Raw genomic sequence first — 25,473 nt, 5'->3', positions numbered from 1 at the left:
CCGCGCCGCCCGAATCCGTCAAGGGCAAGCCTCCGTGATCGGGCGAATCTGGCGCGGACTGTTGCCGAATGGCAGGGAATTTCGCGGCAATCGGCACTTTCTTGATTTCCCATGGAACCTTGCGGGCGACCGCTCGTTACTCCGCCGACCGCGCGAAGGCGCATACCTCCGCCGGTCGAACAGACAAGGGACCCGAAATGACCATCACAGCTCTTATCGTCACGTTGCTGATCGGCGCCATCGCCGGCTGGCTCGCCGGGCTGATCGTCAAGGGCCACGGACAGGATCTGCTGACCAATATCGTCGTCGGCATCGTCGGCGCGATCATCGCCAGCTTCCTGTTCCCGGCGCTCGGCCTTGGAATGAGCATAACGAGCCCGATCCTCGGCTCGATCATCTTCGCCACCATCGGCGCGGTGATCCTGCTGGTGATTTTGCGGCTGATCAGACGCGCTTGAGGGCGCCAGGCCTCCTCTCTCGCAGAGGAGGCCGACGAATAACCGCCGCGCCGGAATCTCCGGTTCGGGACGAGCCGAAATGACCTCGGGGGCATCGGACGGCGGGTCGCAAGGAAGGGCAATTTCTGCCCTTCCTTCCATATTTCCCGATCAGGCCTCGGCCGGGCGCAAGGCCCCGGCAGCCTTGGGCTTCGCCCCCCGGACATAGCGGGCATAGCCCAGATCGTCCGTCTCGATCTCGGGACGACGACCCGAGATGAGGTCGGCCAGCACCCTGCCCGAACCTGCCGACATCGTCCAGCCCAGCGTTCCATGCCCCGTGTTCAGATAGAGGTTCGGGATCGGCGTCGCCCCCACGATCGGCGTGCCATCCGGCGTCATCGGACGCAATCCGGTCCAGAACAGCGCCTTGTCGGGATCGCCCGCGCCGCCGAAAAGCTCGCCGACCGACTTGGCCAGCGTCGCGCGGCGGCGGTCGTTGAGGCTGAGGTCATAGCCCGCGATCTCGGCCAGGCCGCCCACGCGGATGCGGTCGCCAAGACGGGTGATCGCGACCTTGTAAGTCTCATCCATGACGGTCGAGACCGGGGCGCGGCCCTCGTCCTCGATCGGGATGGTCAGCGAATAGCCCTTGAGCGGATAGATCGGCAGCTTCAGCCCCAGATGCCGCACCAGTTTCGGCGAATGCGGTCCCAGCGCCAGCACATAGCGATCCGCGACCATCCGGCCCTGACTGGTGACGACGCCGCTGATCCGCCCGCCCTCGGCTTCGAGCGCCCGAATATCGACGCCCCAGCGGAAGGTCACGCCCAGCGCCTTCGCCATCTCGGCAAGGTTGCCGGTGAACTTGAAGCAATCGCCGGTCTGGTCGCCCGGCAGGCGCAGCCCGCCCACGATCCGGTCGGCCGAGGCGGCAAGCCCCGGTTCGGCCGCGACGCAGCCCGCACGGTCAAGCACCTCGAAGGGGACGCCATCGGCGCGCAGCACCTCGATATCCTTCGCCGCGCCGTCCATCTGCTCCTGCTTGCGGAAAACCTGCAGCGTGCCCTGCAACCGCTCGTCATAATGGATGCCGGTCTCGGCCCGCAGCTCGTCAAGGCAGTCGCGGCTGTATTCGGCGATGCGCACCATCCGGCTCTTGTTCACGGCATAGGCGGCGCTGGTGCAGTTCGCCAGCATCCGCGCCATCCAGCCCAGCCGCTGCATGTCGAGGCGGGGTTGCAGCACCAGCGGCGCATGGCGCTGGAACATCCATTTGATTGCCTTCAGCGGAATGCCGGGCGCGGCCCAGGGCGAGGAATAGCCGGGCGAGACCTCGCCCGCATTGGCGAAGCTCGTTTCCTGCGCCGGACCCTGCTGGCGGTCGATCACCGTGACCTCATGGCCGGCCTTGGCCAGATACCACGCTGAAGTGACGCCGATGACACCCGCACCCAGAACAATGATCTTCATCTATCCGCACCCTTTGAAAGAGATTGTCCGGCAGGATAGCGGCCTTTGCGGAAATGAAATCCCGATCTTCGCCGATCTTGAGGCGAATGAGGCAAATTTCTTCGTCAAATTTCAGATTATGAGATGGAATATTCGTTCATATCTCGATTATTGGAAAGATATATCCCTCCAGACCAAAGCAGCTGACGCGGAAATGACTCGTGCGGGAGTTGCCGCCCCCAGACAGCCTGCCTAAGCTGGCCGGCGAAGCACAGGTAGCAGTCCATGCCCCCAGAGAAACGCAAGAGCGCATTTGCCCCGTTCCGCCACGGCGACTTCCGCTTGCTCTGGTCGGCCACGCTGATCTCGAATTTCGGGGGGCTGGTCCAATCCGTCGGCGCGGCATGGATGATGACGCAGCTGACGGATTCTCCGACGCTGATCGCGCTGGTGCAGGCATCGAACACCCTGCCGATCATGCTGTTCGCGCTGGCCTCTGGCGCGCTGGCCGACAATTTCGACCGGCGCACGCTGCTGCTTGGCGCACAGGCCTTCATGGCCTCCGTCTCGCTGGTGCTGGCGGTGCTGACCTGGCAGGGCTGGATGACGCCGATGCTCCTGCTGTCGCTGACCTTCCTGATCGGCGTCGGGCAGGCGGTCTACAACCCGCCGTGGCAAGCGAGCATGGGCGATCTGGTCCCGCGTGAGGATCTGCCTGCCGCGGTGACGCTGAACTCGGTCGGGTTCAACCTGATGCGCAGCGTCGGACCGGCAGTGGGCGGGATCATCACCGCCGCCTTTGGCGCGGCCGCGGCCTTCGCGGTGAACGCGGCAAGCTATATCCCGCTCCTGGCCGCGCTGCTGCGCTGGCACCCGACCACGCCCGAGCGACTGACCGCGCGCGAGCCCTTCATCTCGGCCGTGGGGGCGGGGCTGCGCTATGTGGCGCTGTCGCCGAACCTGGTCCGCGTCCTGTCGCGGGGCGCGCTTTTCGGCTTTTCGGCCATCGCCATCCTTGCCCTCCTGCCGCTGGTCGCGAAATCCCACGCAGAGGGAGGGTCGCTGCTGTTCGGCCTGCTTCTGGGCTGCTACGGGCTGGGCGCGATCATCGGGGCGCTGGTGAACCCGCGTATCCGCTCGGTCCTGACCAATGAATATGTGGTGCGGCTGGCCTTTCTGGGCTTCGCGGGCGCATCCCTCGTCCTCGCGCTGACGGATCAGGTCTGGCTGCACGCAATCGCAATGCTGCCCGCCGGGGCAAGCTGGGTTCTGGCGCTGTCGCTGTTCAATGTCACGGTCCAGCTTTCGACGCCGCGCTGGGTGGTGGCGCGGGCGCTCGCGCTTTACCAGACCGCGACATTCGGCGGCATGGCGGTCGGGGCCTGGGTCTGGGGCGAGATCGCGTCGAATCAAAGCATCGACGCGGCGCTGATCTGCGCGGCGATCCCGCTGATCCTTGGCGCGCTGATCGGCCATTGGTTCCGCGCGCCCGAGTTCAGCAATCTCGACCTCGACCCGGTGAACAGCTTCCGCGAACCACAGCTGAAGCTGGACCTGCGCGGGCGGTCCGGGCCGATCATGGTGCTGATCGACTATCAGATAGATCAGGAGGACGTGCCCGAATTCCTGCGCCTGATGGCGCGGCGCCGCGACATCCGGCGGCGCGACGGGGCGCGGAACTGGGCCTTGCTGCGTGACCTCCAGCACCCCGAACAATGGTCTGAAAGCTATCACATCGCGACATGGGACGAATATGTCCGCCACAACCTGCGGCGGACGAAAGCCGATTTCGACAGCTATGAGGAGCTGCACAAGCTGCATCGCGGCGACGCCCCTCCGGTGGTTCATCGCATGATCGAGCGGCACAGCGTCGACGCAAGCGACGACCTGCCGCTGATCGGCAAGCTGGAACTGCCGCAATAAGCCGGCAAGCCGTTGCCGTGAAAGGCTTTACCGAATCCCGGCCGCCGTCTAGTTTTGCGCCATGCAGCGCTATGCCCTCCGTCGACTGATCATCCTGTGCCTCAGCCTCGCTGTGGCATCGGTGGTGATCTTTTCGGTGGTCGCACTGGTGCCGGGCGATCCTGCCAGCTTCATGCTGGGGACCGGCGCCCAGCCCGAGACGGTGGCGGCGCTGCGCCAGCAACTCGGCCTCGACCTGCCATGGCCGCTGCGCTACCTCGACTGGCTCGGCGGCGTGCTGACCGGCGATCTGGGGCAGAGCTTTACCTACAAGACGCCGGTTGCGGGCATGATCCTTGACCGGCTTCAGGTCTCGCTGCCGCTGGCGCTGATGGCGCTGGCGCTTTCGGTGGTGGTGGCGGTCCCGGTCGGCCTTTTCGCCGCGTCGCGACAGGGGCGCGCCGGCGACGGCATCACGATGGGCCTTACGCAGATCGGGATCTCGCTGCCGAATTTCTGGTTCGCCATGCTGCTTGTCCTGCTGTTCGCGGTCCGGCTGCGCGTCCTGCCGGCGGGCGGCTTTCCGGGCTGGTCCCATCCGCTGCTGGCGCTGAAATCGCTGCTGCTGCCTGCCGTCGCGCTGGCGCTGCCGCAGGCCGCGATCCTTGCGCGGGTACTGCGCTCGGCATTGGTCGAGACCATGGCGCAGGACTATATCCGCACCGCGCGGGCCAAGGGACTGACCCGCGGACAGGCGCTGCGCCGCCACGCGCTGCGCAATGCGCTGATCCCGGTCCTGACCATCCTCGGGATGCAATTCTCGTTCCTGCTCGCTGGCGCCATCATCATCGAGAACGTGTTCTACCTGCCCGGTCTCGGTCGCCTGATCTTTCAGGCGATCACCCAGCGCGACCTGATCGTCGTGCAAAGCGCGGTCCTGGTGCTGGTGGCGGCGGTCATTCTTGTCACCTTCCTCGTCGATCTGGGCTATGCGGCGGTCGACCCAAGGCTGCGGCGCAGATGAGGGTATCGCTGGTTCTGGGGGCCGTTCTGGCCGGGCTGGCCGCGATCGCGGCGGGCCTGTCGTTCTTCTGGACGCCGGGGGACGTCCTGCAACTCTCGGTGGCCGACAAGCTGCAACCGCCTTCGGCCGCGCATTGGCTGGGGACCGACCATCTCGGCCGCGACATGCTGTCGATGATCATGGTCGGCGCGCGCACCTCGATCGCGGTGGCGCTGGTCGCGGTGGGGATCGGCATGGGCCTTGGCGTGCCGCTGGGACTGGCGGCGGCGGCCAATCGCGATGGCTGGCTCGACGAGGTGATCATGCGCGGCAACGACCTGATCTTTGCCTTCCCCAGCCTCGTCATCGCCATCCTGATCACCGCCGCGCTGGGGCCATCGGCGCTGAACGCGATCATCGCTATCGGCATCTTCAACATCCCGGTCTTTGCGCGGGTGACGCGCGGCTCGGCTTTGCCGATCTGGACGCTCGACTATATCCGCGCGGCGCGGGTCTCGGGCAAGGGCGCGGCGCTGATCAACCTCCAGCATATCCTGCCCAATGTGGCGAGCGTGCTGATCGTTCAGGGAACGATCCAGTTCAGCCTTGGCATTCTGGCCGAGGCCGGGCTTTCCTATGTCGGGCTGGGCGCGCAGCCGCCGACGCCAAGCTGGGGGCGGATGCTGGCCGAGGCGCAGACGATGATCTCGCTTGCGCCGCATGTGGCGATCGTGCCGGGGCTTGCCATCGTGCTGACGGTCCTTGGCCTCAACCTGCTGGGCGACGGGCTGCGCGACGCGCTGGATCCCAGATTGCGCGGGTCGCGATGATCGAGGTCGCGGAACTAAACGTCACCCTTGGCAGCCTGCAATTGCTGCATGGCATCGACCTGCAACTCGAGCCGGGGCGCATCACCGCGCTGGTCGGCGAAAGCGGCTCCGGCAAGTCCCTGACCGCGCTGGCCATCATGGGCCTGCTGCCGCCCGAGATGCGGGTCGAGGGCCGGGTCGAGCTTGATGGCGACGACATCCTTGCCCTGCCCGAGCGCGAGCTTTGCCGCATCCGGGGCAAGCGCATCGGCATGATCTTTCAGGAGCCGATGACGGCGCTGAACCCCCTGATGACCATTGGCGATCAGGTGGCCGAGGTGCTGCGCCAGCACCAGCGCCTCCCCCGCGCAGTGGCATTGGAACGCGCGCGCGAACGGCTGGACCGTGTCGGCCTGCCCGAGGCGCGCTTTCCGCTGACGCTCTATCCGCATGAACTCTCGGGCGGGCAAAGGCAGCGGGTCGCCATCGCCCTCGCCATCGCTGAGCGGCCCGAGTTGCTGATCGCGGACGAGCCGACGACCGCGCTGGACGTCACCACGCAGGCCCAGATCTTCGATCTGCTGAAGGGGCTGGTCCGCGAGGAGGGCATGTCCCTCCTGCTGATCACCCATGACCTTGCCGTCGTGGCCGGGCTGGCCGATCGCGTCGCCGTCATGCAGCGCGGTGCCGTCGTCGAATATGCGCCGGCCGCGCAGATCTTTGCCGGCCCGCAGCACAGCTATACCCGCGAACTGCTTGCCGCTGCGCAGGCGCGGCCCCGCCTCGTCCTGACGCCGGCAAATCCGCCGCCGCTGCTGGAGGTCACGGATGTCGTGCGCACCTACCCCGCCCGCAGCCAGCGCGAGCGGGTGCGGGCCGTCGACGGCGTCAGCCTGACCATCCATGACCGCGAGGCGGTGGGACTGGTCGGGGAATCGGGCTGCGGGAAATCCACCCTGACCCGCGCCATCCTTGGCCTCGACCCGATCCAGGGCGGCAGGATCGCGCTGGACGGCCAGCAGATCCGCGCGGGCCAGCGGATGCCCCGCGCGCTGCGGGCGCGGATGCAGGTGGTGTTTCAGGATCCGTTCGGCAGCTTCGATCCGCGCTGGCGGGTCGAGAACCTTGTCGCCGAGCCCTTCCACCTGACCGGCCGCCCCGCCGACTGGCGTGAGCGCGTGGCCGAGTCGCTTTACGACGTCGGCATCACCGGCGACGCGATGCGCCGCTATGTCCATGAGTTTTCAGGCGGCCAGCGGCAAAGGATCGCGCTGGCCCGCGCCCTGATCATCCGGCCCAGCCTGATCATCCTGGACGAGGCGGTCAGCGCGCTCGATGTCCGGGTGCGGGCGCAGGTGCTTGAGCTTCTGGCCAGCCTGCGCGTGCGGCATGGCCTCGCCTATCTGTTCATCAGCCACGATCTGTCCGTGGTGCGTCAGGTCACGGACCGGGTGCTGATCATGCGCGACGGCAAGATCGTGGAATCCGGCCCGACCTCGCGCGTGCTGGAGGCGCCCGAGCATCCCTATACCCGGACGCTCCTCGACGCGACGCCGCGTCTGCCTCACGACTGCGACAAATCGGCGCGATCCTAGGCCCCGGCGCTTGCGGATCGGCCGACCGCTCATTACTTGCTGCATGCTTCGAAAGAAGGAAGGCAAGGAAGGAGTTTCGCGATGGGAATCGCGGTCAATCGCGCCATGATCGGTGATGAAGTCAGGCCAAAGCGGCGATCCGCCGCCGAGACGCTGATCTCGGCCTCGCGCGCCGCGCAGGAGGAGCTTGTCCAGCAGACAGGCGTTCCGGTGATTCCCGCCGTCGCCGAATCACCGATTCCCGTCCTTGCCCCGCGAAACCGCACGCCCGATCCCCGTCACGGCACGGGCCGGACGCCTCGCAAGGCCGGGTGACCGGCAGGACATTCGCCGCGACCGATCGAACGGCCGGCAGAGACGCATATATTACAAAAGATTTATCAAGGTTTTAAGACAGACGAGACTATTTCTGACCTCTGAAAGTAGACAGGCCCCGCTTGCCGCAGGGCCTGTCACTCCTCCCCGTGATGGCGGCCAAGCCTCCCCGAATGGCCGCCCAGGTATCTCGCTGCAGCACAGGCGCTCATCAGCTTTGCCTGTCTGCTGGTCATTTGTGCCCGACTAATTGACGCTATGTCAACTGGTCTACTTTCGCATACCGTCATTCGAGGGGTCTGCCTTGCAGTGCCCGCAACGATATTTCGGTCGCGTTGCGGGGAAAGATAGATAGTTGCGACTTTTGCAGCAAGTTCATTCTGCATCGCACTCCCCTCCCCTTGTCTGTCTTGACGCTTCGCCGCTTTCGGCGCAGGACGCCGAACAGGCCGCTTCAGCAGAAAAAGGAGAAGAAGATGACCCGCACCGTCTATCTGAATGGCGAGTACCTGCCCGAAGCCGAGGCCAAGGTGTCGATCTTTGACCGTGGTTTCGTGATGGCCGATGGCGTCTACGAGGTGACGAGCGTGCTGCAGGGCAAGCTTCTGGACTTTCCGGGCCATATGAAACGCCTCGCCCGCTCGCTCGCCGAGCTTGGCATGGGCAATCCGCTTTCGGACGAGGAATGGACCGCCGTTCACCGCAAGCTGGTCGAACTGAACGGGATCAACGAGGGGATGGTCTATCTGCAGGTCACGCGCGGCAATCCTGGCGACCGCGACTTTGCCTTCCCGCCGGCGGATACGCCCCAGACCGTGGTTCTGTTCACCCAGTCGAAGCCCGGCCTTGCCGCGAACCCGACCGCCAAGACCGGCATCAAGGTGATCTCGGTCCCCGATCTGCGCTGGTCGCGCCGGGACATCAAGACGGTGCAGCTTCTCTACCCCTCGCTCGCCAAGATGGAGGCGAAGAAGCGGGGTGCCGACGACGCATGGCTGGTCGAGGACGGCTTCGTGACCGAGGGCACCTCGAACAACACCTATATCGTCAAGGACGGGCGGATCATCACCCGCAACCTCTCGACCGACATCCTGCACGGGATCACCCGCGCCTCGCTGCTGCGCTATGCGGCAGAGGCGCAGATGCAGATCGAGGAACGCCCCTTCACCATCGAGGAGGCGCAGCAGGCGGATGAGGCGTTCTTCACCTCGGCCTCGGCCTTCGTGCTGCCGGTGGTCGAGATCGACGGCGCCAAGGTCGGAAACGGCACGCCCGGCCCGGTGGCGGCGCGCCTGCGGGAACTCTATCTGGAAGAATCCCTCAAATCCGCGCTCTGAGCGCGAAAACAGCGGACGCGCGGCGGTTTCCCGTCGCGCGCGCCATGCAGATCAGGTGGTTTGCTCGCGGACCAGATTGATGCCGCCAACGTCATCGACCTGAGTGGCCTTCAGGACGGCCAGCACCTCGCCATTCACGACAAGCTGCACGTCGTCACCTTCCTGCACCAGCTCATATTCTTCCTCGCCGGTATAATCCTCGGCAAGCGTCACGGTGATCCTGTCCGAGCTGCCATAGGTCACGACCGCCGCACCGCCGGCATCGCTGCGCAGTACGATCAGGTCGGACCCGTCGCCCGCATCCACGATGTCATTCGCGCCGGCATGGATCGTGTCATTCCCCTCGCCGCCCAGCAGCGTATCGGGCGCGTCGGGATCGGAGGCGTCGGGCGACAGGATCAGGTCGTCATCCTCCTCGCCGTCGATATAGACGGTGCCGCCATTGTCGATGATAGTATCGTCATCGTCGCCGCCGGTGATCGAATGATTGCCCGAATTGGTGATGATCGTATCGTCGCCATAGCCGCCGTCGATCGTGTCATTGCCCTCGTCGGCGCCGAGGTCATAGGCGCCGTAAAGGTCATCGTCATAGCCCAGATAGATTTCGTCATCGCCGGCATCGGCGGTCACGGTATCATCGCCATAGCCGGTCCAGACCAGATCATTGCCGCCCCCGGCCGAGACGAGGTCATTGCCGTCGAAGGACTGGAAGGCCTCGTCCTCGTCGGTTCCGACCAGCGTGTCGGCCTCGTCCGTGCCCTCGGTCAACTGGCGGCCGCCAAAGGGATCGTCCGGCGGCGGATCCAGGGATTCGTCGTCGTCATTGCTTGAAACGAGCGAGCCGATTCCGACAATGCCCAAGAGGCCCAACAACAGGAAAACGGTCTGATTCATCTGCTCACTCCAAGCTCGTCGGGCGGCAAGATAAACCGGGCACCTCCCTTCCGGCAACACGGCACGCGCGCAACTGACGCGGATGTGGCCTCATTGCCGCCCGTGCGCCCGGACCGCGCGTCCTGTTCAGTGGCCAAGGATCTGGCTCAGGAACAGCTTGGTCCGCTCGCTTTGCGGGTTGTTGAAGAACTCGTAAGGGGTGTTCTGCTCGACGATCTGGCCCTGATCCATGAAGATCACGCGATGCGCCACCGCCTGCGCGAAGCCCATCTCATGCGTGACGCAGAGCATGGTCATCCCGTCCTCGGCCAGTTCGATCATCGTATCCAGAACCTCCTTGATCATCTCGGGGTCAAGGGCGGAGGTCGGCTCGTCGAAAAGCATAATCCGGGGCCGCATGCAGAGCGAGCGGGCAATCGCCACGCGCTGCTGCTGTCCGCCGGAAAGCTGGCCGGGATATTTCAGCGCCTGCTCGGGGATCCTGACTTTTTCGAGGAAATGCATCGCCGTCTCCTCGGCCTGCTGCCGGGGCACCTTGCGGACCCAGATCGGGGCAAGGGTGCAATTCTCGAGGATGGTCAGATGCGGGAACAGGTTGAAATGCTGGAACACCATCCCGACCTCGGACCGCACCTTGTCGATGTTCTTGAGGTCGGTGGTCAGTTCGGTGCCGTCGACGACGATCTTGCCGGCCTGATGCTCCTCCAGCCGGTTGATGCAGCGGATCAGCGTCGACTTGCCCGAGCCGGAGGGGCCGGCAATGACGATCCGCTCTCCCTTCCTGACATTCAGGTCGATGTCGCGCAGCACGTGAAAGGTGCCATACCATTTGTTGAGCTTGGTGATCGAGATCGCGGTCTCGTCAAGCGGTGACCGGGTCTGTGTCTGGACTGCCATGATGACCTCTCAGCGATGGTCGCGCTTCAGGCGGCGCTCGAGATGCATCGAGTAGCGCGACATGCCGAAGCAGAGGATGAAGAAGATCGAGCCGACGAAGATATAGGGCTCCCAATAGGCGCCCTTCCATTCGAAGCTCGCGCGGATGGTGTCGGACATCGCCTTCAGCGGGTCGAAAAGGCCGACGAAGGTGACAAGCGTGGTGTCCTTGAACATGCCGATGAAGGTCGAGACGATGCCGGGGATAGAAATTTTCAGCGCCTGCGGCAGGATGATCAGCCGTTGCGCCTTCCAGTAATCGAGGCCGAGCGCGTCGGCGGCCTCGTATTGGCCCTTGGGCAGGGCGGCAAGGCCGCCGCGGATCACCTCGGCCATATAGGCCGAGGCGAACAGCGTCACCATGATGATGACCCGCAGGATGATGTCGAAATTCGTCCCCGGCGGCAGGAAGTAATTGAGCAGCAGCGAGGCCACGAAAAGCAGCGTTATCAGCGGGACGCCACGGATGAACTCGATGAAAAGCACCGCCATCATCTTGATCACCGGCAGGTCGGAACGCCGGGCGAGGGCAAGGATGATGCCCAAGGGCAGCGACAGCGCGATCCCCGAGACGCCAATGGTGATCGACAGCACGAACCCCCCGAACTGGTCCGATGACACCGGCGTCAGCCGCATCGGCAGGATGGCGGCAAAGCCGCGCGCCGCGTAATCCGACAGGACCAGCCACCACAGCGCCGCGACGATCACCGCGGCGGCAAAGGCGAACATGCCGAAGCGCGACAGGGCCTGCCAGACGACAAAGCCGATCAGGAAGCCCGCAAGCGCCATGACCGGCCCCCAGATCGTGCCGCCCCAAAGCAGCCAGACCGCGAGGAACGGATAGACGAGGGTGGCGACCAGCGCCCAGTCCCGCCTGCGCTCGATCAGCAGGAGCCAGCCCAGCAGCAGAAACAGCATCGCGCCAAGCTCGGCCCCGGTTGCGCCAAGCACCTGCGAGGCCGCCAGCGTCACCACGAATGCCACTCCGGTCACGATCCAGCGCGCCTTGCGGCTGTCCGAGAACAGCACCGGCGCCAGCGCGAAGAAGAGCGCGCCGAAAGCCAGCACCGGCCGCCAGTAGAGATCGACCGGATAGAAGCCGAAGACGAACTGGTTCCAGCGATGCTTGATGATGGCAAAGCAGGCACCGGTCGCGTCGGGTCCATGCGCCTCGGCGATGATCTTGCGGCATTCGGCCATGCTGTTCGCATTCCAGACCGCGTTCGAAAGCCAGGGCCAGACGGTGCTGAAGATGGTCCAGAGGATCCCGAGGCCAAGCAAGGTCAGCGCGATGTTCAACGGCCCCGAGAGCAGGTTCTCGCGCAGCCAGAGGATTGCTCCCGAGCTGCGGACCGGCGGCGGTTCGGGCGGCAGGATGTCTCTGCGCACAAAGGCGATGGTCTGGGCTTCTGTCTCGCTCATCTCAGCGTTCCTTCAGCTTGACGCGGCTGTTGAAGACGTTCATCCCGCCCGAGATGATGAGGCAGAGCAGCAGATAGATGCCCATCATCAGGACCATGCATTCCATCTCGCGCCCGGTCTGGTTCAGCGTGGTCCCGCCCAGCGTGCCGCGCAGGTCCATGTAGCCCACCGCGATGGCGAGCGAGCTGTTCTTGGTCAGGTTCAGGTATTGCGAGATCAGCGGCGGCACGATCACCCGCAACGCCTGCGGCAGAACCACCAGCGCCATGGTGCGGCCGGGACGCAGGCCCAGGGCGAATGCCGCCTCGGTCTGGCCGCGGCTGACGGCAAGGATGCCGCCGCGCACGATCTCGGCGATGAAGGCCCCGGTATAAAGCGTCAGCGCCAGCCAGAGGACCACGAAGGCATTGTCGAGATTGGTGCCCTCGGCAAAGTTGAAGCCGCGCAGGACCGGCGGGATCAGGTGCAGGCCGAAATACCAGGTCAGCACCAGCAGCGGCAGCAGGAACATCGCCAGCGTGATCCACCAGGTCGTCGGCCGCTTGCCGGTGCTGTCCTGAATGCGCTGCGCCCGCTTCCTCAGGAAATGGCGGCCGGTAAAGGCCAGCGCCAGCACCACGACATAGGCGACCAGAGCCCAGCTTATGCCTTCGCGCCCGATGGCGATGACGCCGGGCGGGTTGGTCATGCCAAGCGACGGCACCGCGGTATAGCGGTTGGTCGGCGCGATCAGGTCGAAAAGGATCATCTCGGCCGCCGGATTCTCGCCACGATAGGCGTTCGGGGGCGGCATGATCTCGGTGAAGATGGCGAGGATGACGAGGATCCACAGCAGCAGCGGGATGTTGCGGAACACCTCGACATAGACCGTCATCAGCCGCGCGATCAGCCAGTTCGACGAGAGCCGCAGCACGCCGACGATGACGCCCACGACGGTGGCCGAGATACAGCCGAGGATCGAGACCTGAAGCGTGTTCAGCAGACCCACGACGGCGGCGCGCAGATGGGTGTCGTCCGAATTATAGGGGATCAATTGCTGCGGAATGTCATATCCCGCCCGCCTGAACAGAAAGTCGAAGCTGAGCGTCTTGCCCATGATGGCAAGGTTTTTCAGCGTATTGTCGATGAGCCAGCTTGCCAGAAGCATGACCAGAATGAACACGACCGCCTGGATCGTCAGTGAACGATAGCGCCGGTCGTAAATCAGCATCGACAGGCGGAAAGGCGGACTGGCCGCGCCTGGATAATCTACCATATTTTATCCCCTGTTGGCCGGCGGTAGGGTCTGACGCCCTGATGTCTTGCCGGCGCGTGGCGAAACGGGCGGGGATTTCCCCCGCCCGTTCCCGTCTGGCTGCGATTACCGGAAGGGCATCGCGTACATCAGACCGCCTTGGGTCCATTGCGCGTTCAGCCCGCGGGCAAGGCCGATCGGCGTCTGCTCACCGATCGTGGCGGCAAAGATCTCGCCATAGTTGCCGCTGGCTTTGATGGCGCGCTTGGCCCATTCGGCGTCAAGACCGATCATCTTGCCCAGATCGTCCGAGCTGCCCAGCAGGCGCTGGACTTCCGGGTTCTGCGAGGATTTCGACAGCTCGTCGATATTGGCCGAGGTGATGCCGTATTCCTCGGCCGCGACCAGCGCGAAGAGGGTCCAGCGCGCGATGTCGCCCCAGTTGTTGTCGCCGTGGCGCACCGCCGGCCCCAGCGGCTCCTTCGAGATGATCTCGGGCAGGATGATGTGGTTTTCCGGGTCGGCGAAGGCCGCGCGCGTCGCGGCAAGGCCCGAGGCGTCGGTCGTATAGGCGTCGCAGGCGCCAGCCATGTATTGCTGCTCGCCCTCGGCGTTCGAATCGATATTGACCGGCTGATAGGTCATGTTGTTGGCCTTGAAGTAATCGGCCAGGTTCAGCTCGGTCGTGGTGCCGGTCTGGATGCAGATCGTCGCGCCATCCAGTTCCTTGGCCGAGGACACACCCAGATCCTTGCGGACCATGAAGCCCTGACCGTCGTAATAGTTCACGCCGATGAAATCGAGCTTGAGGTCGGTATCGCGCTGGAAGGTCCAGGTCGAGTTCCGCGCCAGCAGGTCCACCTCGCCCGAGGACAGCGCGGTGAAGCGCGTCTGCCCGGTCGTCGGCACGTATTTCACCTTGGTCGCATCGCCCAGCACGGCCGCGGCCACGGCCTTGCAGAAGGCGACATCGAAGCCCGACCAGTTGCCATTGGCATCGGGTGCGGCGAAACCGACGAGGCCCGTGTTCACGCCGCAGTTCAGCACGCCGCGGGCTTTGACCTCTTTCAGCGTGTCGCCTTCAGCGGCCATGGCACCGGACGCCAGAAGGGCGAAGGCGGTGGCAGAGCCGACGAGTGCAGATTTCTTCATGGGGTTCCTCTCTGTTGTCTTCCGATCCTTGACGGATCGCTTGGAAGCTGGGGCCGTAGGCTAGCCCGATTGAGCCATGCGGGCAGAATTCACTGCCCCCATAAGCGGCATTGTGCCGATGAAGTTCCCTCCGTCAAGAAATTAGGGGGCTGGTTCAGCCGGCCCTGCTCAGCCGCCAGAAACGCTGGGCATTGCGCATCTGGTCGAGGCGGGCGGCTGCCGCAGCGTCAGCTTCCTCGTCACGGCCCCAGTTTGCGCTTTGATATTCCTCGTCAATCCGCGACAGCGCATGTGCGGTATCGGCGTCGATCCGGCCCTTGACCACCGCCAGTCCAAGGATCAGCGACCCCGGCAGCGTCACAAGATCATGGAGCGCGGTCAGGCCGAATGCATCGAGGGCAAGGACTTCTGCTTTCAGTTTAATCAATGCCGGCTCGGGCTGGGGCACCGGCACGACGCCATGCGTGATCCGCAGCGGCGCGCCAAGCGCGGTCGCGGCCCAGTCGATCAGCGGATCCCAGCCCTCGGCCTGGGCCTGAACCAGCGCCTCCGGCCCCTCGGCCCGGTAGGAGAGAAGATCGGTGCCGCCATATTCGGCAAGCATCCCCGCGACCGCGTCGAATTGCGGGGCCACACGCTCGACCGCCGAGTTCGCGGCACGGGTCAGCGGCATGGTGTTCGGGTCGATGATGTCCGACTGGGCGTCCCATTCGGCAGCGATGGCCTCGGCCAGCGCCGCGGTCGGCAGGATCAGCGGCAGCTTGCCGGGGGTGCGGACCGGGCGGCCGTCCAGCGTAACCTCCCAGCCACCGTCGGCCTCGCGCAGGGCCGAGGACGTCCAGAACCGCCGTGCCTTCCATTCGCTGCTCATGCCGCCTGCTCCTTCCCGGCCCAGTCCAGCAGGGCCTGCGTCAAGGTCGGGTAATCCGGCGCGACCAGCGCCGCCCCCGCCCCGAGAAGATCCGCCGAGGGGTGATAGCCCCAGTCGACGCCATAGCCCGCCACGCCGGCCGCGCGTGCCATCTCGATGTCGAAAACCGTGTCGCCAACCATCACCGCATGGTCCGGCTCCAGCCCGGCATCGAAAAGCGCGCTTTGCAACATCGCCGGATGCGGTTTCGAGGGATGGCCGTCCGCCGTCTGGCGGGTGAAGAAACGCCCGGTCAGGCCATGCGCCTCCAGCACGGCGGTCAGCCCGCGCATCGGCTTGCCCGTGGCGATCCCCAGCAGCACGTGATCCAGCGAGGCCAGCGCATCGAGGCAGTCGAGCGCGCCGGGATAAAGTGGCGGCACCGCCCCCTTGGCACGCGCGGCGACGAAAGCCTCGCGATAGCCCGCCACCACGCGGTCATGCATCTGGGCCGAGGCGCCCGGCAGCAGCCGCGCCACCGCGACCGGCAGCGACAGGCCCACGATCGCGAGGATTTCGGCCGGCTCCATCTCGGGCAGGCCCGCACCGCTGAGGCCCTGATTCATCGCGTCGGCGATCTCGTGCTGGCTGTTGACCAGCGTGCCGTCGACGTCAAAGACGACCAGCCGCATCAGTCGTCCTCGAACGGGTCTTCGGGCACGTCACTCTCGTGCCAGCCCAGCGTTTTCCAGGTCCGTTCCATGTGATCGGGCAAGGGCGCGGTGACGGTGATCAGCTTCTTGGTGATCGGATGCTCGAACCGGATCAGGCGGGCGTGCAGATGCAGCTTGCGGCTGATCTCTCCGCCAAGCTGCGCGCCCCAGCCGTCGCCAAGGTTCTCCTGCCCCGAGCCGCCATATTTGCCATCGCCGATGATCGGATGCCCCATCTCGGACATATGCGCCCGCAACTGGTGGGTGCGGCCGGTAACCGGCACCATCGCCACCCACGAGACCCGGCCGCCAAGCGCCGACAGCACCGAGTAATCGGTATGCGCCCGCTTGGCGCCCTCGGTCTCGGCCACCTGCGAGGGGTGGACCGCGACCATCTTCTCGCCCTCGCCGCCCCGGCCACGGCCGGGAGCCTTGACGAGGCCGTATTTGATCGACCCCATGCGCGGATGCGGCACGCCCGCGACGGCGGCCCAATAGATCTTGCGCGTCAGGCGGTGGCGGAACGCCTCGCTTAGCGCCCGCGCGATCCGGTCGGTGCGGGCCAGCAGCAGCACGCCGGAAGTGTCCTTGTCGAGGCGATGGACCAGCTTCGGCCGGTCCTTGTAGCCGAACATCAGCGCCTCGGTCAGCCCGTCGACATGCCGGTCGCCCTGCCCCGAACCGCCCTGCGACGGCAGACCCGGAGGCTTGTTCAGCGCGATGATATGCTCGTCGCGCCACAGGACGCAGGACTGGATCATCTCGGCATCGGATTGCTTGACGCGGGCTTTCGCCGCGACCGGCGGCGGGGCGCCCTCGGGCAAAGGCGGCACGCGCACCTCCTGCCCGGCCTCGATCCGGCTGTTGGCCTTGACCCGGCCGCCATCGACGCGCAGCTGGCCGGTGCGGCACATCTTCTCGACCGCGCCCTGCGTCAGTTGCGGGAAACGCTTCTTCAGCCAGCGATCAATGCGCTGATCGCCCTCGTCCGCGCCAATGCGGATGGTCTGGACACCACTCATACGAACAACCCCCGGCCAACGGCCAATCCGGCGATGACCGCCAGCAGTGAAATCACAACGGAAGCGAGCACATAGCCCGCGGCGGTCAGGACCGCGCCACGCTCCCACAGAACCATCGTGTCCAGCGCGAATGCCGAAAACGTGGTGAAACCGCCCAGAACCCCGGTCAGCAGCAGGGGCGCCAGATGCTGCCCCCCGCGCAGAGCAAGCATCGAGGCGAGCAGACCCATGACGAAGCAGCCGACGATATTCACCGTCAGCGTTCCCAGCGGAAAGCCGGCGGTGATCCGCCCGGCCAGAATGTTGACGCCGTAACGCGCCATCGACCCCAGGGCGCCACCCAAGGCGACCTGAAGGAATGCATGGTTCATGTCTTGCCCTCTATGCGCCGCTTTTGACGGAGGCTGGCGAACCATTCAACGCGCTTTTTCAGGTCACGCTCGAATCCACGCTCGACCGGCAGGTAAAGGACGGGACGTTTCATACCCTCGGGGAAATAATCCTGCCCCGAGAAGGCATCCTCGGCATCGTGGTCGTATTGATAGCCCGCGCCATAGCCCTGTTCCTTCATCAGCCCGGTCGGCGCGTTCAGGATATGGGCGGGCGGCATCTGGCTGCCCGAGCGTCGCGCCAGATCGCGCGCGCCCTTGTAGGCGGCGTAGCCCGCATTCGACTTCGGCGCGAGCGCGAGATAGATCACCGCCTGCGCCAGCGCCAGCTCGCCCTCCGGGCTGCCGAGGCGTTCGTAAAGCGCCCATGCGTCGAGGCAATGGCGCTGCGCCGCCGGGTCGGCGAGGCCAATATCCTCGACCGCCATGCGGGTGATGCGCCGCGCGAGGTAGCGCGGATCCTCGCCCCCCTCCAGCATCCGCGCGAACCAGTAGAGCGCCGCGTCGGGATCGCTGCCGCGCACCGATTTGTGCAGCGCCGAGATCAGGTTGTAATGCTCGTCCCCCGACTTGTCGTATTTCGCCGCCCGCCGCATCAGGCGCTTGGCCATCCGGTCGGTGTCGAGCTTTTCCGTGACCTTCCATGCCATCACCTGCTCGATCAGGTTCAGCACCGCGCGGCCATCGCCATCCGCCATCTCCAGCAGACGTTCCCGCGCCTCGGCAGTCAGGGGCAGCGGCCGGCCCAGCTCCTGCTCGGCGCGCTGGGCGAGGCGTTCCAGATCGGCGAGGCTCAGGCGTTCCAGCACGATGACCTGCGCGCGGGACAGAAGCGCCGCGTTCAGCTCGAAGCTGGGATTTTCGGTCGTGGCCCCGACAAGGACGATGGTGCCGTCCTCCATATGCGGCAGGAAGCTGTCCTGCTGCGCCTTGTTGAAGCGGTGGATCTCGTCCACGAACAGCAGCGTGCCCCGCCCCTGCTGGCGGCGCAGGCGGGCGCTGTCGAAAACCTTGCGCAGTTCCGGCACGCCCGAAAAAATCGCCGAGATCTGGACGAAGGCCAGGTCCGTCTCATGCGCGAGAAGGCGGGCGATGGTGGTCTTGCCCACGCCGGGCGGCCCCCACAGGATCAGCGAGGACAGCCTGCCCGTGGCAAGCATCGCGCCCAGCGGCCCGTCGGGGCCCAGGACCTGCTCCTGTCCCACCACATCCGAAAGCCGGGCCGGGCGGATGCGATCCGCCAGCGGTCGGTTGGTCTCGGAAGCGGAAGCGTTTGGTTCGTTGTCGAAAAGATCTGCCATGTGGGCGGCATGTTACGCCGCCCCAGACATGCGCGGAAGTCCCCTCCGCACAGACATGATCAGTGCATCTTGGTCGCAAGATTGATCGACACGCACTGGAAATAACCGTCGTCGATCCAGATCACCGGGCCCATCGCCTGGGCTTCCAGACCAGCGGGCACCAGCCAGCGCGGCCAGGTCGAAGCGACAAGGCAGACGAGCTTCGTCGCGCCCAGTTCCCGTGCCGAATTGGTCATCTCCTTGACCAGTTCCAGATGGACCCGGCGGCGCTGGCTCTGGCGGATGGTATGGTCCACGAACAGGCGGCTCGCCTCCCATGTGCCGGGCTCGACCGGGGCAGCGTCGGACAGCAGGTTTTGCGGGATAGATCCCCCCAACAGGTCAAGCTGCGCATCCCGAATCATATAGGAATACATGCCGCAGCGCGCGGTCGTGGGCGTCAGGCGAACGCCGGCAAGGACTTGGCCCCGCTCATGGATGGCGACCCAACGGCTCATCGGGGTGTCGTACTGGTCGAACTCCATGTCATCCGTCTGGGGCAGATCCCAGCGTTTCTGGATGATGAAGCTTTGTTTCCGGGCGCGGAAGATATTGGCGAACAGTTCGCCGTGGTTGTGGAGGTTAGCGAACGAAAGCGTGGTGGTCTGCATGGTAGTCTCCTGGGGTGTGGTGGGTGGTGGCCCCCAGGGTGTAACCGCGCGAATAGTGAACCGTCGTCTTACAGCAAGCGGTAGTCCTTGGCTCTCTGCAGCGCCTCGGCAGTCGTGCGCGCCATGAGACGTTCGCGCGCCGATATGAGACGAGCCTTGAATGCGCTTTCGGTAATACCAAGTTTTGCCGCCGCCGCTGCGTGCCGATCTCCTTCTGCGATGCACCTAAGGGCCTCTTGCTGAGCCTTGGTCAGGCTCTCCGGCGGCTCGGTTATGTCATGAAGCCGTCGAATCGTTGCCGAGATCGCTTCGATCTCGTCATCCGTGAATTCCCGCTTGTCATGGGCGAAGGCCGCGATGGTGCGCGACTTGATGGGTCCGTGGGCCACGACAAGGCCATAATTCAGCCCGTGATCCGCTGCATCCTGCAGGATCGAGAACGGGTCAGGAATAGGCAGCACGCTCCAGCGGCAGGCACCGGTGGTCGAGAAACCCCAGGCGATCGTGGGATCGCGCAGGGCATAGGCGCGCTCGGCATAACGCAGGGACCATTCCTTGTTATAGGTCTGGAACTGCATCAGCGGAGCAGCAAACCGGATGTGCAAGCCGACAAAATAGCCGGCAGGAGCAAGCTTTCTCAGCTTGGCGAGTGCTGCATTGATATCCGCGCGAGACGACATGACTATTTGGACAGATTGAGTTTTCTATAAGCACGGCCATAAATGGCGTGAGGACGAGTGTATTCAAGCGTAGTTGGTTTTGCGAGCGGTGTTTTTTGAAAACCCACTTTCAGAGCCCAGTTGTATTTGCAGATACGACGCTTATGCAAAATCGCCTGCACAGGCGTATCGGCACTGTATTTCCACTCAAAAGCAGCAACCTGCGCCAAGATCGCAGCCGACACGTCACGGTTGTTCCGTTCATTGAGCCACCTGCAACTGTTGCAAAAAACCCGCAGCCGTTCTTTCGGCCGCGGGTTCAATGTCGTCACATAACCCTAAGAAAGGATTAAGAATCTTACGCTTCTTCGTCGGCTGCCGATTCGGCTTCCAGACGGGCGCGGTCAGCGGCGCCTTTGGCGTTGGTGTCGCGCTCGACGAATTCGATGATCGCCATCGGAGCCATGTCGCCATAGCGGAAGCCGGCTTTCAGGATACGGACGTAGCCGCCCTGACGGTCCTTGTAGCGGGCACCGAGCACTTCGAACAGCTTCTCGACATGCTGGTCCTGCTTCAGCTGGGAAGCAGCCTGACGACGGGCGTGCAGGTCGCCGCGCTTCGCCAGCGTGATCAGTTTTTCAACGATCGGGCGAAGTTCCTTGGCTTTCGGCAGGGTCGTCTTGATCTGCTCATGTTCGATCAGCGAGCCGGCCATGTTGGCGAAAAGCGCCTTGCGGTGCTCATGGGTGCGGTTGAGGCGGCGATAGCCACGTGCGTGACGCATGATATTTCTCCTTTACGTCTTTTACTTTGTCCGGCGACCCTGCGTGGGGGCCGCTCTCCTTGGGGCGGAATGCCCGGGTAGTGCCGGGGGCGGCGGGTGACGCCCCCGGATAATCTCTCAGAACTGGTCGTCGAAGCGTTTCGCAACGTCTTCGATGTTTTCCGGCGGCCAGTCCACGACGTCCATGCCAAGATGCAGGCCCATGCCCGAGAGCACTTCCTTGATCTCGTTCAGCGACTTGCGGCCGAAGTTCGGGGTGCGCAGCATCTCGGCTTCGGTCTTCTGGATCAGGTCGCCGATATAGACGATGTTGTCGTTCTTCAGGCAGTTCGCCGAGCGGACCGAAAGCTCCAGCTCGTCGACTTTCTTCAGCAGGCGCGGATCGAACTCCAGACCGTCTTCCGCGTCCGAACGGGTCGCGGCTTCCGGCTCGTCGAAGTTGACGAAGACGGCAAGCTGGTCCTGAATGATGCGCGCGGCATAGGCCACGGCGTCTTCCGGGGTCAGCGAACCATCGGTCTCGACCTTCATCGTCAGCTTGTCATAGTCGAGAACCTGGCCCTCGCGGGTCGGGGTGACTTCATAGCTGACGCGCTTGACCGGCGAGAAGATCGCGTCGATCGGAATCAGGCCGATCGGCGCATCTTCCGGGCGGTTCTTGTCGGCGGCGACATAGCCCTTGCCATTGGCAACGGTCAGTTCGACATGCAGCTCGGCGCCTTCATCCAGATGGCAGATCACGTGATCGCGGTTCAGGATGGTGATGCCGGCGGTTTCCTGGATGTCGCCTGCCTTGACCTCGCCCGGCCCCTTGGCCGAGAGTGCGAGGCGCTTGGGCGCGTCGACATCCATCTTCAGCGTCACGCCCTTGAGGTTCAGGACGATGTCGGTGACATCCTCGCGAACGCCCGGAACGGACGAGAATTCGTGCAGGACATTGTCGATCTGGACCGAGGTGATGGCCGCGCCTTGCAGCGACGACAGCAGCACACGGCGCAGGGCATTGCCCAGGGTAAGGCCAAATCCGCGCTCGAGCGGCTCCGCGACCACCGTGGCGACGCGGGTCGAATCAGCACCCGGCTTGATTTCAAGCTGAGTCGGCTTGATCAGTTCAGCCCAATTCTTGTGGATCATGCGTTTGCCTCCATACCTGTTTCCGATCCATGACCGGTGATCGGAAACGCCCGAGGTTGAATGCGAAAGTCGCGCCCGCGCCGAAAGGGCGCGGAACGCGTCGTAATTGCGGGTGTCAGACCCGGCGGCGTTTCGGCGGGCGGCAGCCGTTATGCGCGATCGGCGTCACGTCACGGATAGCCGTGATGTTGAAGCCGACGGCAGCCAGTGCGCGCAGCGCGGATTCGCGGCCCGAGCCGGGGCCCTGAACTTCGACCTCGAGGGTGCGAACGCCGTGCTCCTGAGCTTTCTTGCCAGCGTCCTCGGCAGCCATCTGCGCGGCGTAGGGGGTCGACTTGCGCGAGCCCTTGAAGCCCATGGTGCCAGCCGACGACCACGAGATCGCGTTGCCTTGCACGTCCGAGATCAGGATCTTGGTGTTGTTGAAGGACGAGTTCACATGCGCCACGCCCGTGGCGATGTTCTTGCGTTCCTTACGCTTGATGCGGGTTTTATCGCGTGCCATTACCTCAGCCCCCTCTTACTTCTTCTTGCCGGCGATGGGTTTCGCCGGGCCCTTGCGGGTGCGGGCGTTGGTGTGGGTGCGCTGACCGCGGACCGGCAGGCCACGACGGTGACGCAGGCCACGATACGAACCCAGATCCATCAGACGCTTGATGTTCATTTGCGTCTCGCGGCGCAGGTCGCCCTCGACGGTCAGGTTGGCGTCGATGTATTCGCGGATCTGAAGAACTTCGGCATCCGAGAGTTCGTTCACGCGACGGGTCGCGTCGATACCGACGGCCGAGATGATCTCGTCCGCGAATTTCGGGCCGATCCCGTGGATATAGGTCAGTGCGATCGGGACGCGTTTCCCGGTCGGAATGTTGACGCCAGCAATACGAGCCACGCGCTTTTCCTTCTCATGTTGCGGTTCCGTAGCACCGGAACCTTTTTTCACAACCAAAGACCCGAAAGCCATGCCTTCGGGCCTAAAGCCACACCTGATATCAGGTGATTCTCATGCGAGATGCTGCGGATTAAGGTATTCGAAGGGTTTCGTCAACCCTTACCCCCTGCCCCGTCCAGAACCTGCGCGATCGACGTCGCGACCTCCTCGATCTCGGCCAGACCATCGACGGGGTGCAGGTTCCCCTTGCAATAGTAATACCCGATCAGCGGAGAGGTCTTCTTGTAATATTCCATCAACCGCGTCTTGAGGCTTTCCTCGTTGTCGTCGGCCCGGCGCCGCAGGTCGGTCGAGCCGCAGACATCGCATTTGCCCTCGACCTTCGTGGGCTTGGTCACGTCATGATAGACCTCGCCGCAATTGCCGCAGGTGTAGCGGCCCGAAATGCGCGAAACCAGCGCCGCGTCATCGACCCGCATCTCGATCACGGCGTCGATCTGCTGGCCCTCGTCCCTCATCAGCTCTTCCAGCGCGTCGGCCTGAGCCAGCGTGCGGGGGAAGCCGTCGAAGATGAACCCCTTGCCACCCTGTTCGATCTTTTCCTTGATCAGGCCGATGACGATATCGTCTGTGACGAGTTCGCCGCGATCCATGACCTTGGCGACGCGCAGGCCCATCTCGGTCCCGGAGCTGCGCGCCTCACGCAGCATGTCGCCGGTCGAGAGCTGGACGAGGCCGCGTCCCTCGATCAGCAACCGCGCCTGAGTGCCCTTGCCGGCCCCAGGGGGGCCCAGCAGAATGATGTTCGTCGCCATATTCGTCCCTCTTCCGCCCGCTTCGGGGCCTCTCTCCCAATCAGCGACGCGCCGGAGCCTTGCGCGGGCGCGGTGTCCCCGGTTTCCGTTTGCCACGAAGCTGCGATTTCTCAATCAAACCTTCGTATTGATGCGCAAGCAAGTGGCTTTGCACCTGGTTGATCGTATCCATCACGACGCTGACCACGATCAGCACCGACGTCCCGCCGAAATAGAAGGGAATCGAGAGTTGGTGGCGGATGATCTCGGGCAGCATACAGACGGCGGCCAGATAGGCCGAGCCGATGACCAGCACGCGCGTGACCACATAGCTCAGATAATCCTCGGTCCGCTTGCCCGGCCGGATGCCGGGAATGAAGCCGCCCTGATTCTTCAGGTTCTCGGCCACGTCATCCGTCTTGAAGCTGACGTTGAACGTGTAGAAATAGGCGAAGAACACGATCATCGCCGCAAAGAAGATCAGGTAGAGCGGCTGCCCCGGCCCGAAATACGCGAGGATCGTCGACATGACCGGGCCGGTCTGGTTGCCCGAGAAGGTCGAGATCGTGACCGGCAGCAGCAGCAGCGACGAGGCGAAGATGGCCGGGATCACGCCCGCCGGGTTCACCTTGATCGGCAGGTGCGAGGACTGGCCGTCATAGATCTTCATCCCGACCTGGCGGCGGGGATACTGGATGTGGATCTTCCGCAGCGCGCGTTCCATGAAGACGACGAAGGCGATCACGGCAATGACCATCACGATCACGCCAAGGATCACCGGGGTCGAGACGGCGCCCGAACGGCCCTGCGCCAGGAACTGCGCGAGGTGGCCCGGAATCTCGGCCACGATGCCGACGAAGATGATGAGCGAAATGCCGTTACCGATGCCGCGGGCGGTGATCTGCTCGCCCAGCCACATCAGGAACATGGTGCCGCCGACCAGCGTGATCACGACCGAGGCGCGGAAGAACATCCCCGGCTCATGCGCGAGGTTGCCATGCTCGAGGCTGACGGCCAGGCCCCAGGCCTGGAACAGCGCCAGCGCGACCGTGCCGTAACGGGTATATTGGTTGATCTTCTTGCGGCCCGACTCACCCTCTTTCTTGAGCTGCTCAAGCGAGGGCACCATCGAGGCCAGAAGCTGCACGATGATCGAGGCCGAGATATAGGGCATGATGCCAAGCGCAAAGACACCCATGCGCCCCAGCGCGCCGCCGGTGAACATCGAGAGGATGCCCCCGATGCCGGCCTGCGCCTGGTCCATGAAGTTGCGCAGCGCCGCGCCGTCGATGCCCGGCACCGGGATATAGGTGCCGAGGCGGTAGATGATGAGAAGTCCGAGGGTGAACCAGATCCTCTGGCGCAGCTCGGTCGCCTTGCCGAGCGCGCCCCATGACAGGTTCGCGGCCATCTGTTCTGCGGCTGACGCCATTGCATGTGCCCCTTCATGGCAACGCCGCCGGATCGTTTCCCGATCCCGCGGCGCCTGGAAAACTTGACAGCTATCTATTGGGCGCGGGCGCGTCCTTCAACAGCTTATTCGGCCGCGGCTTCTTCTTTCACCGGGCGGGACAGGGCGATCTTGCCACCGACCTTCTCGATCGCCTCGATCGCGGCTTTCGACGCGCCGGCGACGGAGAGGTTCAGAGCGGCCTTCAGCTCACCCTTGGCCAGCACGCGGACACCGTCCAGCTTGCGGCGGATGACGCCCGACGCGACCAGCGCGTCCTCGGTCACGTCAGCCTTGGCGTCCAGCTTGCCCGCATCGACGAAAGCCTGCAGCTGGCCCAGATTGACCAC

General features: G+C 64.4%; 29 protein-coding genes. 8 read left to right on the top strand and 21 right to left on the bottom strand.

The annotated features are described in order from the left end of the window. The first annotated feature begins 68 nt into the window (after nucleotides 1-68). The gene (locus VNQ78_RS03755; protein WP_325686735.1) at nucleotides 69-458 is read left to right on the top strand and encodes a GlsB/YeaQ/YmgE family stress response membrane protein; all 390 of its coding nucleotides are present in this window, start codon (nucleotides 69-71) and stop codon (nucleotides 456-458) included. Nucleotides 459-608: 150 nt separating this feature from the next. Here VNQ78_RS03755 and VNQ78_RS03750 read toward each other — a convergent pair whose 3' ends face one another. After that, on the bottom strand, nucleotides 609-1,910 hold the full coding sequence (locus VNQ78_RS03750; protein WP_325686733.1) for a D-amino acid dehydrogenase: 1,302 nt from the start codon (nucleotides 1,908-1,910) through the stop codon (nucleotides 609-611). Between VNQ78_RS03750 and VNQ78_RS03745 the strand changes: the two genes are divergently transcribed. The 7 genes from VNQ78_RS03745 to VNQ78_RS03715 all read left to right on the top strand — a co-directional run bounded on the left by VNQ78_RS03745 (nucleotide 1,900) and on the right by VNQ78_RS03715 (nucleotide 8,850). Next, nucleotides 1,900-2,145: a hypothetical protein gene (locus VNQ78_RS03745; RefSeq protein ID WP_325686731.1), complete on the top strand. Its 246-nt coding sequence runs from the start codon at nucleotides 1,900-1,902 to the stop codon at nucleotides 2,143-2,145. The genes VNQ78_RS03750 and VNQ78_RS03745 overlap by 11 nt on opposite strands. A 29-nt stretch (nucleotides 2,146-2,174) precedes the next feature. After that, nucleotides 2,175-3,812 (top strand): MFS transporter, encoded by a 1,638-nt coding sequence (locus VNQ78_RS03740; RefSeq protein ID WP_325686729.1) that lies wholly within the window; start codon nucleotides 2,175-2,177, stop codon nucleotides 3,810-3,812. 61 nt (nucleotides 3,813-3,873) lie between these two features. After that, nucleotides 3,874-4,815 (top strand): ABC transporter permease, encoded by a 942-nt coding sequence (locus VNQ78_RS03735; RefSeq protein ID WP_325686727.1) that lies wholly within the window; start codon nucleotides 3,874-3,876, stop codon nucleotides 4,813-4,815. Beyond that, a complete protein-coding gene (locus VNQ78_RS03730) occupies nucleotides 4,812-5,624 on the top strand; it encodes an ABC transporter permease (protein WP_325686725.1) in 813 nt (270 codons plus the stop codon). The genes VNQ78_RS03735 and VNQ78_RS03730 overlap by 4 nt, the downstream gene beginning before the upstream one ends. Then, complete coding sequence (locus tag VNQ78_RS03725) at nucleotides 5,621-7,198, top strand: dipeptide ABC transporter ATP-binding protein (RefSeq protein ID WP_325686723.1); 1,578 nt, start codon at nucleotides 5,621-5,623, stop codon at nucleotides 7,196-7,198. Before VNQ78_RS03730 ends, VNQ78_RS03725 begins: the two co-directional genes overlap by 4 nt. An 81-nt stretch (nucleotides 7,199-7,279) precedes the next feature. Next, nucleotides 7,280-7,513 (top strand): hypothetical protein, encoded by a 234-nt coding sequence (locus VNQ78_RS03720; protein ID WP_325686721.1) that lies wholly within the window; start codon nucleotides 7,280-7,282, stop codon nucleotides 7,511-7,513. A 476-nt stretch (nucleotides 7,514-7,989) separates the two neighbouring features. Next, the gene (locus tag VNQ78_RS03715) at nucleotides 7,990-8,850 is read left to right on the top strand and encodes a D-amino-acid transaminase (RefSeq protein WP_325686719.1); all 861 of its coding nucleotides are present in this window, start codon (nucleotides 7,990-7,992) and stop codon (nucleotides 8,848-8,850) included. Between the two features lie 51 nt (nucleotides 8,851-8,901). Here VNQ78_RS03715 and VNQ78_RS03710 read toward each other — a convergent pair whose 3' ends face one another. The 20 genes from VNQ78_RS03710 to VNQ78_RS03615 form a co-directional block, all read right to left on the bottom strand. Then, a complete protein-coding gene (locus VNQ78_RS03710; protein WP_325686717.1) occupies nucleotides 8,902-9,744 on the bottom strand; it encodes a calcium-binding protein in 843 nt (280 codons plus the stop codon). 126 nt (nucleotides 9,745-9,870) lie between these two features. Beyond that, the gene (locus tag VNQ78_RS03705) at nucleotides 9,871-10,641 is read right to left on the bottom strand and encodes an amino acid ABC transporter ATP-binding protein (RefSeq protein WP_325686715.1); all 771 of its coding nucleotides are present in this window, start codon (nucleotides 10,639-10,641) and stop codon (nucleotides 9,871-9,873) included. Between the two features lie 9 nt (nucleotides 10,642-10,650). Continuing rightward, entirely contained in the window at nucleotides 10,651-12,102 is a 1,452-nt protein-coding gene (locus tag VNQ78_RS03700; RefSeq protein ID WP_325686713.1) for an amino acid ABC transporter permease, read from the bottom strand. Between the two features lies 1 nt (nucleotide 12,103). Next, nucleotides 12,104-13,357 (bottom strand): ABC transporter permease subunit, encoded by a 1,254-nt coding sequence (locus tag VNQ78_RS03695; RefSeq protein WP_325686711.1) that lies wholly within the window; start codon nucleotides 13,355-13,357, stop codon nucleotides 12,104-12,106. Nucleotides 13,358-13,462: 105 nt separating this feature from the next. After that, nucleotides 13,463-14,488 (bottom strand): amino acid ABC transporter substrate-binding protein, encoded by a 1,026-nt coding sequence (locus tag VNQ78_RS03690; protein ID WP_325686709.1) that lies wholly within the window; start codon nucleotides 14,486-14,488, stop codon nucleotides 13,463-13,465. A gap of 154 nt (nucleotides 14,489-14,642) precedes the next feature. Next, a complete protein-coding gene (locus VNQ78_RS03685; protein WP_325686707.1) occupies nucleotides 14,643-15,359 on the bottom strand; it encodes an ATP12 family chaperone protein in 717 nt (238 codons plus the stop codon). Further along, nucleotides 15,356-16,030 (bottom strand): HAD-IA family hydrolase, encoded by a 675-nt coding sequence (locus VNQ78_RS03680; RefSeq protein WP_325686705.1) that lies wholly within the window; start codon nucleotides 16,028-16,030, stop codon nucleotides 15,356-15,358. Before VNQ78_RS03680 ends, VNQ78_RS03685 begins: the two co-directional genes overlap by 4 nt. Beyond that, a complete protein-coding gene (locus tag VNQ78_RS03675; protein ID WP_325686703.1) occupies nucleotides 16,030-17,073 on the bottom strand; it encodes an RluA family pseudouridine synthase in 1,044 nt (347 codons plus the stop codon). Before VNQ78_RS03675 ends, VNQ78_RS03680 begins: the two co-directional genes overlap by 1 nt. Next, nucleotides 17,070-17,444 carry a fluoride efflux transporter CrcB gene (gene crcB, locus VNQ78_RS03670; RefSeq protein ID WP_325686701.1) on the bottom strand — a complete coding sequence of 125 codons (375 nt, stop codon included), beginning with the start codon at nucleotides 17,442-17,444 and terminating at the stop codon, nucleotides 17,070-17,072. The genes VNQ78_RS03675 and crcB overlap by 4 nt, the downstream gene beginning before the upstream one ends. Further along, entirely contained in the window at nucleotides 17,441-18,763 is a 1,323-nt protein-coding gene (locus VNQ78_RS03665; RefSeq protein ID WP_325686699.1) for a replication-associated recombination protein A, read from the bottom strand. Before VNQ78_RS03665 ends, crcB begins: the two co-directional genes overlap by 4 nt. Before the next feature lie 59 nt (nucleotides 18,764-18,822). Further along, on the bottom strand, nucleotides 18,823-19,413 hold the full coding sequence (locus VNQ78_RS03660) for an acyl-homoserine-lactone synthase (RefSeq protein ID WP_325686697.1): 591 nt from the start codon (nucleotides 19,411-19,413) through the stop codon (nucleotides 18,823-18,825). A 68-nt stretch (nucleotides 19,414-19,481) separates the two neighbouring features. Next, the gene (locus VNQ78_RS03655; protein WP_325686695.1) at nucleotides 19,482-20,093 is read right to left on the bottom strand and encodes an autoinducer binding domain-containing protein; all 612 of its coding nucleotides are present in this window, start codon (nucleotides 20,091-20,093) and stop codon (nucleotides 19,482-19,484) included. A gap of 2 nt (nucleotides 20,094-20,095) precedes the next feature. Further along, the gene (locus VNQ78_RS03650) at nucleotides 20,096-20,317 is read right to left on the bottom strand and encodes a hypothetical protein (protein ID WP_325686693.1); all 222 of its coding nucleotides are present in this window, start codon (nucleotides 20,315-20,317) and stop codon (nucleotides 20,096-20,098) included. A 113-nt stretch (nucleotides 20,318-20,430) separates the two neighbouring features. Continuing rightward, on the bottom strand, nucleotides 20,431-20,856 hold the full coding sequence (gene rplQ, locus VNQ78_RS03645) for a 50S ribosomal protein L17 (protein WP_325686691.1): 426 nt from the start codon (nucleotides 20,854-20,856) through the stop codon (nucleotides 20,431-20,433). Between the two features lie 117 nt (nucleotides 20,857-20,973). Continuing rightward, a complete protein-coding gene (locus VNQ78_RS03640) occupies nucleotides 20,974-21,990 on the bottom strand; it encodes a DNA-directed RNA polymerase subunit alpha (RefSeq protein ID WP_325686689.1) in 1,017 nt (338 codons plus the stop codon). 115 nt (nucleotides 21,991-22,105) lie between these two features. Then, the gene (gene rpsK, locus VNQ78_RS03635; protein WP_011747123.1) at nucleotides 22,106-22,495 is read right to left on the bottom strand and encodes a 30S ribosomal protein S11; all 390 of its coding nucleotides are present in this window, start codon (nucleotides 22,493-22,495) and stop codon (nucleotides 22,106-22,108) included. Between the two features lie 15 nt (nucleotides 22,496-22,510). Further along, on the bottom strand, nucleotides 22,511-22,879 hold the full coding sequence (rpsM, locus tag VNQ78_RS03630) for a 30S ribosomal protein S13 (RefSeq protein ID WP_192336070.1): 369 nt from the start codon (nucleotides 22,877-22,879) through the stop codon (nucleotides 22,511-22,513). 152 nt (nucleotides 22,880-23,031) lie between these two features. Beyond that, complete coding sequence (locus VNQ78_RS03625; protein WP_325686686.1) at nucleotides 23,032-23,694, bottom strand: adenylate kinase; 663 nt, start codon at nucleotides 23,692-23,694, stop codon at nucleotides 23,032-23,034. A gap of 40 nt (nucleotides 23,695-23,734) precedes the next feature. Then, entirely contained in the window at nucleotides 23,735-25,105 is a 1,371-nt protein-coding gene (secY, locus tag VNQ78_RS03620; protein WP_325686684.1) for a preprotein translocase subunit SecY, read from the bottom strand. A 104-nt stretch (nucleotides 25,106-25,209) separates the two neighbouring features. After that, nucleotides 25,210-25,473: uL15m family ribosomal protein (locus tag VNQ78_RS03615; RefSeq protein WP_325686682.1), on the bottom strand; the 264-nt coding region annotated here is incomplete at its 5' end.

The organism is Paracoccus sp. (in: a-proteobacteria), assembly GCF_035556475.1.
Classification (GTDB): domain Bacteria; phylum Pseudomonadota; class Alphaproteobacteria; order Rhodobacterales; family Rhodobacteraceae; genus Paracoccus.
Note: the sequence above shows the minus strand (reverse complement) of the source record. Positions and strands in the feature narration are given on the sequence as shown.

Bases quoted from the DNA above. Each gene is read 5' to 3' on its own strand.
- VNQ78_RS03640 (WP_325686689.1), bottom strand. From the start codon at position 21,990: ATGATCCACAAGAATTGGGCTGAACTGATCAAGCCGACTCAGCTTGAA.
- VNQ78_RS03680 (WP_325686705.1), bottom strand. From the start codon at position 16,030: ATGCGGCTGGTCGTCTTTGACGTCGACGGCACGCTGGTCAACAGCCAG.
- VNQ78_RS03625 (WP_325686686.1), bottom strand. From the start codon at position 23,694: ATGGCGACGAACATCATTCTGCTGGGCCCCCCTGGGGCCGGCAAGGGC.
- rpsK (WP_011747123.1), bottom strand. From the start codon at position 22,495: ATGGCACGCGATAAAACCCGCATCAAGCGTAAGGAACGCAAGAACATC.
- VNQ78_RS03700 (WP_325686713.1), bottom strand. From the start codon at position 12,102: ATGAGCGAGACAGAAGCCCAGACCATCGCCTTTGTGCGCAGAGACATC.
- VNQ78_RS03725 (WP_325686723.1), top strand. From the start codon at position 5,621: ATGATCGAGGTCGCGGAACTAAACGTCACCCTTGGCAGCCTGCAATTG.
- VNQ78_RS03695 (WP_325686711.1), bottom strand. From the start codon at position 13,357: ATGGTAGATTATCCAGGCGCGGCCAGTCCGCCTTTCCGCCTGTCGATG.
- VNQ78_RS03660 (WP_325686697.1), bottom strand. From the start codon at position 19,413: ATGCAGACCACCACGCTTTCGTTCGCTAACCTCCACAACCACGGCGAA.
- VNQ78_RS03665 (WP_325686699.1), bottom strand. From the start codon at position 18,763: ATGGCAGATCTTTTCGACAACGAACCAAACGCTTCCGCTTCCGAGACC.
- crcB (WP_325686701.1), bottom strand. From the start codon at position 17,444: ATGAACCATGCATTCCTTCAGGTCGCCTTGGGTGGCGCCCTGGGGTCG.
- VNQ78_RS03735 (WP_325686727.1), top strand. From the start codon at position 3,874: ATGCAGCGCTATGCCCTCCGTCGACTGATCATCCTGTGCCTCAGCCTC.
- VNQ78_RS03690 (WP_325686709.1), bottom strand. From the start codon at position 14,488: ATGAAGAAATCTGCACTCGTCGGCTCTGCCACCGCCTTCGCCCTTCTG.
- VNQ78_RS03710 (WP_325686717.1), bottom strand. From the start codon at position 9,744: ATGAATCAGACCGTTTTCCTGTTGTTGGGCCTCTTGGGCATTGTCGGA.
- rplQ (WP_325686691.1), bottom strand. From the start codon at position 20,856: ATGCGTCACGCACGTGGCTATCGCCGCCTCAACCGCACCCATGAGCAC.
- VNQ78_RS03720 (WP_325686721.1), top strand. From the start codon at position 7,280: ATGGGAATCGCGGTCAATCGCGCCATGATCGGTGATGAAGTCAGGCCA.
- VNQ78_RS03740 (WP_325686729.1), top strand. From the start codon at position 2,175: ATGCCCCCAGAGAAACGCAAGAGCGCATTTGCCCCGTTCCGCCACGGC.
- VNQ78_RS03655 (WP_325686695.1), bottom strand. From the start codon at position 20,093: ATGTCGTCTCGCGCGGATATCAATGCAGCACTCGCCAAGCTGAGAAAG.
- VNQ78_RS03685 (WP_325686707.1), bottom strand. From the start codon at position 15,359: ATGAGCAGCGAATGGAAGGCACGGCGGTTCTGGACGTCCTCGGCCCTG.
- VNQ78_RS03715 (WP_325686719.1), top strand. From the start codon at position 7,990: ATGACCCGCACCGTCTATCTGAATGGCGAGTACCTGCCCGAAGCCGAG.
- secY (WP_325686684.1), bottom strand. From the start codon at position 25,105: ATGGCGTCAGCCGCAGAACAGATGGCCGCGAACCTGTCATGGGGCGCG.
- VNQ78_RS03705 (WP_325686715.1), bottom strand. From the start codon at position 10,641: ATGGCAGTCCAGACACAGACCCGGTCACCGCTTGACGAGACCGCGATC.
- VNQ78_RS03730 (WP_325686725.1), top strand. From the start codon at position 4,812: ATGAGGGTATCGCTGGTTCTGGGGGCCGTTCTGGCCGGGCTGGCCGCG.
- VNQ78_RS03745 (WP_325686731.1), top strand. From the start codon at position 1,900: ATGATCTTCATCTATCCGCACCCTTTGAAAGAGATTGTCCGGCAGGAT.
- VNQ78_RS03675 (WP_325686703.1), bottom strand. From the start codon at position 17,073: ATGAGTGGTGTCCAGACCATCCGCATTGGCGCGGACGAGGGCGATCAG.
- VNQ78_RS03755 (WP_325686735.1), top strand. From the start codon at position 69: ATGGCAGGGAATTTCGCGGCAATCGGCACTTTCTTGATTTCCCATGGA.
- VNQ78_RS03750 (WP_325686733.1), bottom strand. From the start codon at position 1,910: ATGAAGATCATTGTTCTGGGTGCGGGTGTCATCGGCGTCACTTCAGCG.